The organism is Streptomyces sp. NRRL F-5630, from assembly GCF_000719475.1.
Lineage (GTDB): Bacteria > Actinomycetota > Actinomycetes > Streptomycetales > Streptomycetaceae > Streptomyces.
Genome location: NZ_JOGO01000126.1, coordinates 1 through 8558, shown reverse-complemented (window position 1 = coordinate 8558; position 8558 = coordinate 1). Strand labels below are relative to the sequence as shown.

The window sequence follows — 8558 nt, the reverse complement described above, 5'->3', positions numbered from 1 at the left end:
CGCCGAACGCCGCGACGGGGCGGCCAGTCCGGCGGCGATGCGGGAAGGGCGGGGGCGGGCGACGGGGTGGGGCGGTGGGGGCGACGGGTGCTGGGGGTGGGGGGAGCGGGGGAGCGGCGGCCAGCGCGCGAAGGCCGGACACCGAGGGCCGGGGCGGTCCCCGCGTGTGCGGGGAGCAGCGGTGCCGCGTCTGCGGCGACGAGGACGGGCCGGGGCCATCCCCGCGCTTGCGGGGAGCAGCGTCCGCCCATGTGGGAGACGCACTCCGGGCAGGGGCCATCCCCGCGCGTGCGGGGAGCAGTCAATGCTCGCGCGGAACATCTCCGCGAAGTGGGGGCCATCCCCGCGCGTGCGGGGAGCAGGCTGACGGCCTGGACGGCGTCGGCGAGACCTCGGGGCCATCCCCGCGCGTGCGGGGAGCAGCTCCGCGATCTGGATCGCGGAGGCCGCTGCGCGGGGCCATCCCCGCGCGTGCGGGGAGCAGGCTCGGTGACCTGCTGTTTTGTCACGTGGCACGTGGCCTGTCGGCAAGGAGTGGACATTCCGTCATATCCGACATACCGCGCATAGCGTTCCCGCCGTCATCCTCGCAGGAGGCCATCACGGTTCCCCCAGCGCCGTCCGCAACCAGTCCAGCGAGCCGGTCCGCAGCACGGCGTCCGCGAGGGCGCGGGCGGAAGGCGTCGTGAGCCGCCCGTAAGAGTTGTCGATCCATCGCTGAGCGTCCCCGTATCCCCGCGCCCGGTACTCGACCCCCTGCACCAGGCACTCCAGCTTGTCCGCGTCCTTGGCGCAGACGGCCTCCGTCGACTCCTGTTCCTCGAACTCCGCCACGACGCCGCTCACGCTCTCGGCCACCGCCTTCGGCAGCCCGGCCACCTGGTCCGCCGTGACGGCCCGTGGATCGGCCCGGTCTGCGTACTTCCGTCCGAGGTAGTTCACATCTCCGGTGCGCGATTCCTGCGCGTCGTGCCATACGGCGAGCAGCGCGGCCCGCGCGGGATCGGCCCCCTCCATGGCCGCGAGCACGGAAGCGAGCAGCGCCGCCCGCCACGAATGCTCGGCAACGGACTCCGGATCACGGACCCCGGCCATCCACCAGCCGGTGCGGCGGGCGTTCTTCAGCGTCCCGGCCTCGAAGGCGAGGCGAGCGAGGGGCGTGAGATCTTCAGGGGGCACTCTGTTTCCTCTCGGAGTCGTGGCCCCGGCACCCAGCGCACCGCGAAGGTGACCGGCTCGGTGAGACCATCCCCGCGCACCCAGGGAGCAGACCACCTACGGATTTTCGGAAGTGACTGGACAGGGGCCATCCCCGCGCACGCGGGGAGCAGATGATCAGGCGAGTGCAGTTCGGGGACCCCGAGGGGCCATCCCCGCGCACGCGGGGAGCAGGCTCGGTGAGCTGCGGTTTTGTCACGTGTCGCGTGGCGTACCAGCAAGGAGGGGGCGTTCGGTCATATCCGGCATCCCGTACATTGCTCTCCCTCCGCGCCCTCACCGAAAGCCGTCAGTACTCCCCCGCCCCGCCCGCACCGGTCCAGCGAGCCGAGCCGCCGCACGGCATCCGCGAGGGCGCGAGAGCGCGGGCGGAAGGCGTCGTGAGCCACCCGTACGAGGTCTCGCCCCACCGCCGGGCCTCCCGGCACCGGCACCCGCACGCCCCTCACCCCGTCTGCCAGACCACCGCCGTCGCCAGCCCCGCCAGGCCTTCCGCCCGGCCCGTGAGGCCCAGGCCGTCCGTCGTCGTGCCGGAGACCGAGACCGGGGCCCCGACCGCTTCCGACAGGGCCCGTTGGGCCTCCGCCCGCCTCTTGCCGATCTTCGGGCGGACGCCGATGACCTGGATCGACACGTTGCCGATCTCGAAGCCCGCCTCGCGGACCAGGCGGGCCGCCTCGGCGAGGAGCCGCACGCCCGCCGCGCCCGCCCACTCGGGGCGGTCCGTGCCGAAGTGGGCGCCGAGGTCGCCGATGCCCGCCGCCGAGAAGAGGGCGTCGCAGGCCGCGTGTGCCGCCACGTCCCCGTCCGAGTGGCCCGCCAGTCCGTCCCCCTCCCAGAGGAGGCCCGCGCACCACAACTCGCGGCCCGGCGCGAAGGCGTGGACGTCCGTTCCGATGCCCACCCGGGGGATGGGGGCCGCCTCAGAACGCATCGTTCGCCCTCCTCCGGGCCAGTACCGCCTCGGCCAGGACCAGGTCCAGCGGCCGTGTCACCTTGAACGCCTCCGCGTGCCCGGGGACCACCACGACCGGCAGGCCCAGCGCCTCGCACATGCCCGCGTCGTCCGTCGCGCCGTCGCCCGCCAGGGCGACCTCCTCGTGCGCGCGGCGGAGCGTCGCGCGGTCGAAGCCCTGCGGGGTCTGCACCGCGCGCAGGCGGGCGCGGACCGGGGTCGAGACGACCGGTTCGGGTTCACCCGCCGGGCGGGGGTCCACTTCCTTGACCGTGTCCGCGAGCGGCAGGGCCGGGACCACCGCCGGTGCCCCGGCGTGCACCGCTTCGATCACCGCGTCCACGGTGTCCGCCGGGACGAGCGGGCGCGCCGCGTCGTGCACCAGGACCGTGGTCACGTCCTCCGGCAGCGCCTCGATGCCGGCCCGTACCGACTCCTGGCGCGTCTCCCCGCCCGCCACGACGCGGAAGTCCGTCCGCTCGGGGAGCGCGTGGTCCTGGAGCAGCGCGCGCACGGCGGTCACCTCCTCCGCCGGCGCGACGACGACGACGAGCGAGACCGCCCTGCTGCGCGCCATCGCGCGCACCGCGTGTACGAGCATCGGGGTGCCGCTCAGCGCGCGCAGCGCCTTCGGGGCACCGGGGCCGAGCCGCACACCGCGCCCGGCGGCGGGGATCACGGCGGCGGTACGGACCGGGACGGTGGGGGACGGCGGGGCCGCGGCGTCCCGCGCCGGGCTGGCTTGCTCAGTCATCGCTTCCGTTCGGCTCTCAGGGCATACGGGAGACAGGTTTGTGTGCGCGGGCGGGGTGGGTAGGCCCACACCGTGCCGGGCCAGGCGCCCAGACCGGTCCCTTCCGTGACGTACCGGTCAGGTCCCCCCGGGCACGAAGCCGGTGCACGGCACCAGCGTGCCGTATGTCACGCGGGGAGGGGTACGAGGGGGGAGAAACAGTGCGCGGGCCCGCCAGGGACGCGCGCCACGGACACGCCCCGGCGGCACGGCCCACAGACACGTATGCCGTGGTGCCCGGCACCCCGGCGGGGGTCCACGGGCACCACGGCACAGGTGTCCAGGCGGCGGCTCAGGAGGCGAGTACCTCGTCGAGCAGCGCCTCGGCCTTGTCCTCGTTGGTGTTCTCGGCGAGCGCCAGTTCGCTCACGAGGATCTGACGGGCCTTGGCGAGCATGCGCTTCTCACCGGCGGAGAGACCGCGCTCGCGCTCCCGGCGCCACAGGTCGCGGACCACCTCCGCGACCTTGATGACATCACCGGAGGCGAGCTTCTCCAGGTTCGCCTTGTAACGACGCGACCAGTTCGTGGGCTCCTCGGCGTAAGGCGCGCGCAGCACCTCGAAGACCCGGTCCAGTCCGTCCTGACCGACCACATCGCGCACACCCACGAACTCCGCATTGTCCGCCGGCACACGCACCGTCAAGTCGCCCTGGGCGACCTTGAGCACCAAGTAGGTCTTGTCCACACCTTTGATCTGGCGAGTTTCGATTGCCTCGATCAGCGCGGCCCCGTGATGGGGATAGACCACGGTGTCGCCAACCTTGAACGTCATGTGACAGGTACCCCTTCCGTGGCTATCCAGGGTAACACGAGAACGCCGCCCTTTGGATGGCGTTTTCGCAGGTCAGGGCATATCTCGGGGCTTGACAACGGTGCCGGAAACGTGCATCCGGGGGCTTGTGGAGGCAGGTATTCGCAGGTCGGAGCGGCTGTCCGGACAAAGGGAAACGCGTAAGTTACACGGATCACGAGGGCCCCTCAAGGGGGCATACGTCCCGATTTGTCCGCACCGCCGAGAGTGTCTTTCGCTACTCCGTTCGGGGAAGGGAAGGCGTTTCGAGCAAATCCGGAATTACCCCGGAGGCGCGCGTGCCGCCACCGAAGACGATCTTCCGGGGCGGCGGGAAAACGCGCGCGAGCGCGGCGCGCAATATGATCTTCGCTCTCGTCACGTCCGCCCCAGCCGACGCGTCCGCCTCTTGAATCAAGGGAATCAAGGGTTGTTTTCCCTGATCACAGGAGAATCACGGGAGAAATTCGGCGCCGGTCAACCCCCGCCATCGCCGTCGGCCGCGCGGCCCCACCGGGGCCCCGGGCCGCCATCCGCCACGAAGGGCGGGTCGGGTGCGGCGGCGCGGAGGCGGCTCGGTAACCTGAGCGCGCTGACACCCCGTTGAGGGCGGCCCCACCGCCGTCCGTACGTGCGGGGCCGCCCGCACCCGTACCGCAACGTTTCGTTCCGTGCCCGCTTCACGTCCTCGTTCAAGGAGTAGCCGCCGCCGTGAGCAGCAGCCTTCGACGCGGCGCCCTCGCCGCCTCCGCCCTCGCGTTCTCGATCGCCACGCTCGCCGCCTGCGGCGCCGGTAACAACGCCCAGACGCTCCAAGTGAGGCCGGACAACGCCGCCACCTCGGTCGGCGTCGTCAAGGTCCAGAACGTCACCGTCGTCACCCAGCCGAAGCGCGACGCGAGCGGCCCGGCCGCGATCCTCGCGACCGTCTTCAACAACAGCGCCAAGGCGCAGACCCTCGACTCGCTCAGCGTCGGGGGCAAGCAGGCGGACCTGAAGCCCGCCAAGGGCTCCGGCGCGATCTCCGTGCCCGCGCACGGCAAGGTCATCATCGGGGGCGAGGGCAACGCCTCGGCGAAGCTGCCCAGCGGTCGCGAGGCTCTCAACGACGGTGACGTCCAGGAGGTCACCTTCAGCCTGAGCACGACGGGCACCGTCAAGATCAACGCGTACGTCCTGCCCGCGAACCACTACTTCAAGGGCTGGGGCCCGAGCGAAACGCCGAGCGCGAGCGCCAGTGAGTCCGCCTCGGGCTCGCCGTCCGCCTCCTCCTCCGCGTCCCCGGGTTCCGGCGCCTCCGGCGAGCCCGCGACGGGCAGCGGCTCGCCCGACGCCGGTGCCTCCTCCCCGGCGAGCGGCGGCACGGCCCAGTAGCACGCCGGGCACGAAGGCGGCGCGCCGCACGCGCCCCGCGGGCCCCCGGTCACGCCCCGCACCGGCCACGCGCCGAGCACCGCACCCGGCACGCCACGCGCCGCCACCCGCGTCCCGCACGCCGAAGGGGCCAGTCACCGTGTCGACGGTGACCGGCCCCTTCGGCGTGTGCGCGGTCCCTCTACGGCTCGAACTTGTACCCGAGCCCGCGCACCGTGACCAGGTACCTCGGCGCCGAGGGGTCCGGCTCGATCTTGGCGCGCAGGCGCTTGACGTGGACGTCGAGCGTCTTCGTGTCGCCCACGTAGTCGGCGCCCCACACGCGGTCGATGAGCTGCATACGGGTCAGCACGCGCCCCGCGTTGCGCAGCAGCATCTCCAGGAGGTCGAACTCCTTGAGCGGCAGATCGACCTTGCCGCCGCCCACCGTCACGACGTGCCGCTCCACGTCCATCCGGACCGGGCCCGCCTCCAGGGCGGTCGGCGTGACCTCCTCGGGCTCGCCCCTGCGGCGCAGCACCGCGCGGATGCGGGCGACCAGCTCACGCGAGGAGAACGGCTTCGTCACGTAGTCGTCGGCCCCTATCTCCAGGCCGACGACCTTGTCGATCTCGCTGTCCTTCGCGGTCACCATGATCACGGGGACGTTGGAACGGCCGCGCAGCTGGCGGCAGACCTCGGTCCCCGGCAGTCCGGGGAGCATGAGGTCGAGGAGGACCAGGTCGGCTCCGTTGCGCTCGAACTCGTCGAGGCCGTCGGGCCCGGTGGCGGCGATCGCCACCTCGAAGCCCTCCTTGCGGAGCATGTAGGACAGGGCGTCGCTGAAGGATTCCTCGTCCTCGACGACGAGCACTCGGGTCACGGAAGGACCTCCGGGGCGGGAAGGGGTTCGAACGAGGCGGTCTCGTCGGACGTACCGGTGGAAGAGGGGGAGGCGGCGCGCGTACGGAACGCGCGCGGCGCCGGGTGGTCGGGGGCGGTCGTACGGGTGCGGGGCGCGCCCGCCGCGCGGGGTGCCTCGCCCTGGCCCGTACCGCCACCGCCGCCGCGCGGGGCGCGTCGGGTGGCGGCGCGGGTGGCGCCGTGGGCGGTGCGGGGGGTGGTGCGCGAGGTGTCGCCGGGGCTGCCGAAGACGCGTGCGGTACCGGCCTCGGGCAGGCGCAGGGTGAAGGTCGAGCCCTCGCCCTCCGTGCTCCAGACCGTGACCTCGCCGCCGTGCGAGGCCGCGACGTGCTTGACGATCGCGAGGCCGATGCCGGTCCCGCCCGTCATGCGGGAGCGGGCCGGGTCGACGCGGTAGAAGCGCTCGAAGACGCGCTCGCGGTCCTTCTCGGAGATCCCGATGCCCTGGTCGGTGACCGCGATCTCGATGAGATCGCCGCCGCTGGCGGGGGTACGGCGCGCGGCGATGCCGACGCGGGTGTGCTCGGGGCTGTAGTTGACGGCGTTCTCGACGAGGTTGCCGAGGGCGGCGGCGAGCTGGCCCCGGTTGCCCCACACGGACAGGTCCTCGCCCGTGCCGCCGGGGACGATCGTGATGTGCTTCGTACCGGCGGTCTGCCGGCAGCGGTCGACGGCCTCGGCGACGAGGTCCCGTACGAGGACGGGTTCCGCGTCCTCCAGCGGGTCGTCGTTCTGCACGCGCGAGAGGTCGATGAGCTCCTGCACGAGCGTCGTCAGGCGTGTCGCCTCCTTCTGCATCCGCCCGGCGAAGCGCTCGACGGCCTCGGGGTCGTCGGACGCGTCCATGACGGCTTCGGAGAGGAGGGAGAGGGCGCCGACGGGGGTCTTCAGCTCGTGGCTGACGTTGGCGACGAAGTCGCGCCGTACCGCCTCGATGCGGCGGGCGCGGGTCAGGTCCTCCACCAGGAGGAGGACGAGCCGGGAGCCGAGCGGGGCGACGCGCGCGGAGACCGCGAGCGGGCCGCCGCGGCCCGTACGGCGCGGGAGGTCGAGTTCGGTCTGGCGTATCTCGCCGTCGCGGCGCGTCTCGCGGGCGAGCCTGAGCATCGGCTCGACGGCGAGGCGACCGCCCCGTACGAGCCCGAGGGCGTACGCGGCGGAGCTGGCCTTGACGACGTTGTCCTCCTCGTCGAGCACGACGGCGGAGGAGGAGAGGACCGACAGGACGGTGTCGACACCGGGCGGCAGTACCGCGTCGGTGTGCAGAGAGGTCCTGGTCGGGCGCTTGAGTTCGCGCTCGCTCCAGCGGAAGGCGAGCGCGGCGATCACACCGGTGCAGAGCCCGGCGAGAGCGGCGGCTGCGGCCACCGCCGCGTTCACGTCCATGCCGCAAGGGTAGGTCGCCGTGTCGGCTGTCTCCCAGCCGTTCGGGGGTCACCTCGAACACTCGTCGCCCAGAGTTCACCTTGGTGACGGTGGCGGTTCACTTGGGCGGCCGGAGCCCGTCGCGTACGGGACGGACCGTGGTGGCGTGGGCACGGGAGGCCCCCCGACCGGCGGGGGACGTCCGAGGCGGACTTCCCCGCCCCGTGGCGGGCAGACTCCCGTCCGGCCCTCTTTTCGCTCTCGAACTTCTCCGTCTTGGAGTGAGGAACGCCATGCGCGACGCGTACCACGAGGAACTCGACTCGATCAGCGACGACCTGGTCGAGATGGCCAGGCTCGTCGGCTCGGCGATCGGCCGGGCCACGACGGCGATGCTGGACGCCGATCTCCAGCTCGCCGAGAACGTCATCGCGGCCGACGCGCGCGTGGACGAGCTCCAGCACGACCTGGAGGCGAAGGCGATCGAACTGCTCGCCCGGCAGCAGCCGGTCGCGACGGACCTGCGGGTCGTCGTGACGAGCCTGCGGATGAGCGCGGACCTGGAGCGCTCGGGCGACCTCGCCCAGCACGTCGCCAAGCAGGCCCGGCTGCGCTACCCCGAGTCCCCCGTCCCGCGCGACCTCCAGGCGACCCTCCTGGAGATGGGGCAGCTCGCCCAGCGGCTCATGGCGAAGGCTGCCGAGGTCATCATCACGAAGGACATCGACCTCGCCCTCCAGCTGGAGCAGGACGACGACGAGATGGACCTCCTGCACCGCACCCTCTTCCAGCACCTCATCGACGAGCGCTGGAAGCACGGGATCGAGACGGCGGTGGACGTCACGCTCCTCGGCCGGTACTACGAGCGGTTCGCGGACCACGCGGTGTCGGTGGCGAAGCGGGTGGTGTACCTGGTGACGGGGGAGCACGCGGACGCCATCCAGGCGGCGGGCCCCGTGGGCGAGAAGAGCGGGCCCTCGGCGGGCTGAGGAGCGGAGGCCCCCGGGGGGCGGGCGACCCGGGCGCCGGGCTCCGGCGGACGGGCGGCGGAGCCACGCGGGCGGGGCGCGGGGGCCCGGCGGACGGGGCGGGGGCCCGGCGGACGGGGCGGGGGCCCGGCGGACGGGCCTGGGCGGAGCCTCGGGGCGGGGCGGGGG

At 73.0% G+C, this 8558-nt stretch carries 8 protein-coding genes and 1 CRISPR repeat array; of the genes, 2 read left to right on the top strand and 6 right to left on the bottom strand.

Translation table 11 applies throughout. The annotated features are described in order from the left end of the window. Window positions 1-150 precede the first annotated feature (150 nt). A CRISPR array of direct repeats spans window positions 151-484; the repeat unit is 29 nt; unit sequence GGGGCCATCCCCGCGCGTGCGGGGAGCAG. 116 nt (window positions 485-600) lie between these two features. The 4 genes from IF99_RS0129380 to IF99_RS0129365 all read right to left on the bottom strand — a co-directional run bounded on the left by IF99_RS0129380 (window position 601) and on the right by IF99_RS0129365 (window position 3741). Then, on the bottom strand, window positions 601-1179 hold the full coding sequence (locus tag IF99_RS0129380) for an HD domain-containing protein (protein ID WP_031001332.1): 579 nt from the start codon (window positions 1177-1179) through the stop codon (window positions 601-603). Window positions 1180-1663: 484 nt separating this feature from the next. Beyond that, window positions 1664-2152 (bottom strand): 2-C-methyl-D-erythritol 2,4-cyclodiphosphate synthase, encoded by a 489-nt coding sequence (gene ispF / locus IF99_RS0129375; protein ID WP_031001330.1) that lies wholly within the window; start codon window positions 2150-2152, stop codon window positions 1664-1666. Next, window positions 2142-2927, bottom strand: coding sequence for a 2-C-methyl-D-erythritol 4-phosphate cytidylyltransferase (ispD, locus tag IF99_RS0129370; RefSeq protein ID WP_037828010.1), 786 nt, complete (start codon window positions 2925-2927; stop codon window positions 2142-2144). Before ispD ends, ispF begins: the two co-directional genes overlap by 11 nt. Before the next feature lie 331 nt (window positions 2928-3258). Next, complete coding sequence (locus IF99_RS0129365) at window positions 3259-3741, bottom strand: CarD family transcriptional regulator (RefSeq protein ID WP_003953493.1); 483 nt, start codon at window positions 3739-3741, stop codon at window positions 3259-3261. Between the two features lie 729 nt (window positions 3742-4470). Between IF99_RS0129365 and IF99_RS34525 the strand changes: the two genes are divergently transcribed. Then, window positions 4471-5133 (top strand): hypothetical protein, encoded by a 663-nt coding sequence (locus tag IF99_RS34525; RefSeq protein WP_031001326.1) that lies wholly within the window; start codon window positions 4471-4473, stop codon window positions 5131-5133. 181 nt (window positions 5134-5314) lie between these two features. Here IF99_RS34525 and IF99_RS0129355 read toward each other — a convergent pair whose 3' ends face one another. Together IF99_RS0129355 and IF99_RS0129350 are read right to left on the bottom strand one after the other, a co-directional pair. Further along, a complete protein-coding gene (locus IF99_RS0129355; RefSeq protein ID WP_031001324.1) occupies window positions 5315-5995 on the bottom strand; it encodes a response regulator transcription factor in 681 nt (226 codons plus the stop codon). Beyond that, the gene (locus tag IF99_RS0129350; protein WP_031001310.1) at window positions 5992-7422 is read right to left on the bottom strand and encodes a sensor histidine kinase; all 1431 of its coding nucleotides are present in this window, start codon (window positions 7420-7422) and stop codon (window positions 5992-5994) included. Before IF99_RS0129350 ends, IF99_RS0129355 begins: the two co-directional genes overlap by 4 nt. A gap of 272 nt (window positions 7423-7694) precedes the next feature. On the opposite strand from IF99_RS0129350, the gene phoU reads away from it, so the two are divergent. Further along, window positions 7695-8390 carry a phosphate signaling complex protein PhoU gene (gene phoU, locus IF99_RS0129345; protein ID WP_031001309.1) on the top strand — a complete coding sequence of 232 codons (696 nt, stop codon included), beginning with the start codon at window positions 7695-7697 and terminating at the stop codon, window positions 8388-8390. Window positions 8391-8558: the final 168 nt, after the last annotated feature.

Bases quoted from the DNA above. Each gene is read 5' to 3' on its own strand.
- IF99_RS0129350 (WP_031001310.1), bottom strand. From the start codon at position 7,422: ATGGACGTGAACGCGGCGGTGGCCGCAGCCGCCGCTCTCGCCGGGCTC.
- phoU (WP_031001309.1), top strand. From the start codon at position 7,695: ATGCGCGACGCGTACCACGAGGAACTCGACTCGATCAGCGACGACCTG.
- ispD (WP_037828010.1), bottom strand. From the start codon at position 2,927: ATGACTGAGCAAGCCAGCCCGGCGCGGGACGCCGCGGCCCCGCCGTCC.
- ispF (WP_031001330.1), bottom strand. From the start codon at position 2,152: ATGCGTTCTGAGGCGGCCCCCATCCCCCGGGTGGGCATCGGAACGGAC.
- IF99_RS0129365 (WP_003953493.1), bottom strand. From the start codon at position 3,741: ATGACGTTCAAGGTTGGCGACACCGTGGTCTATCCCCATCACGGGGCC.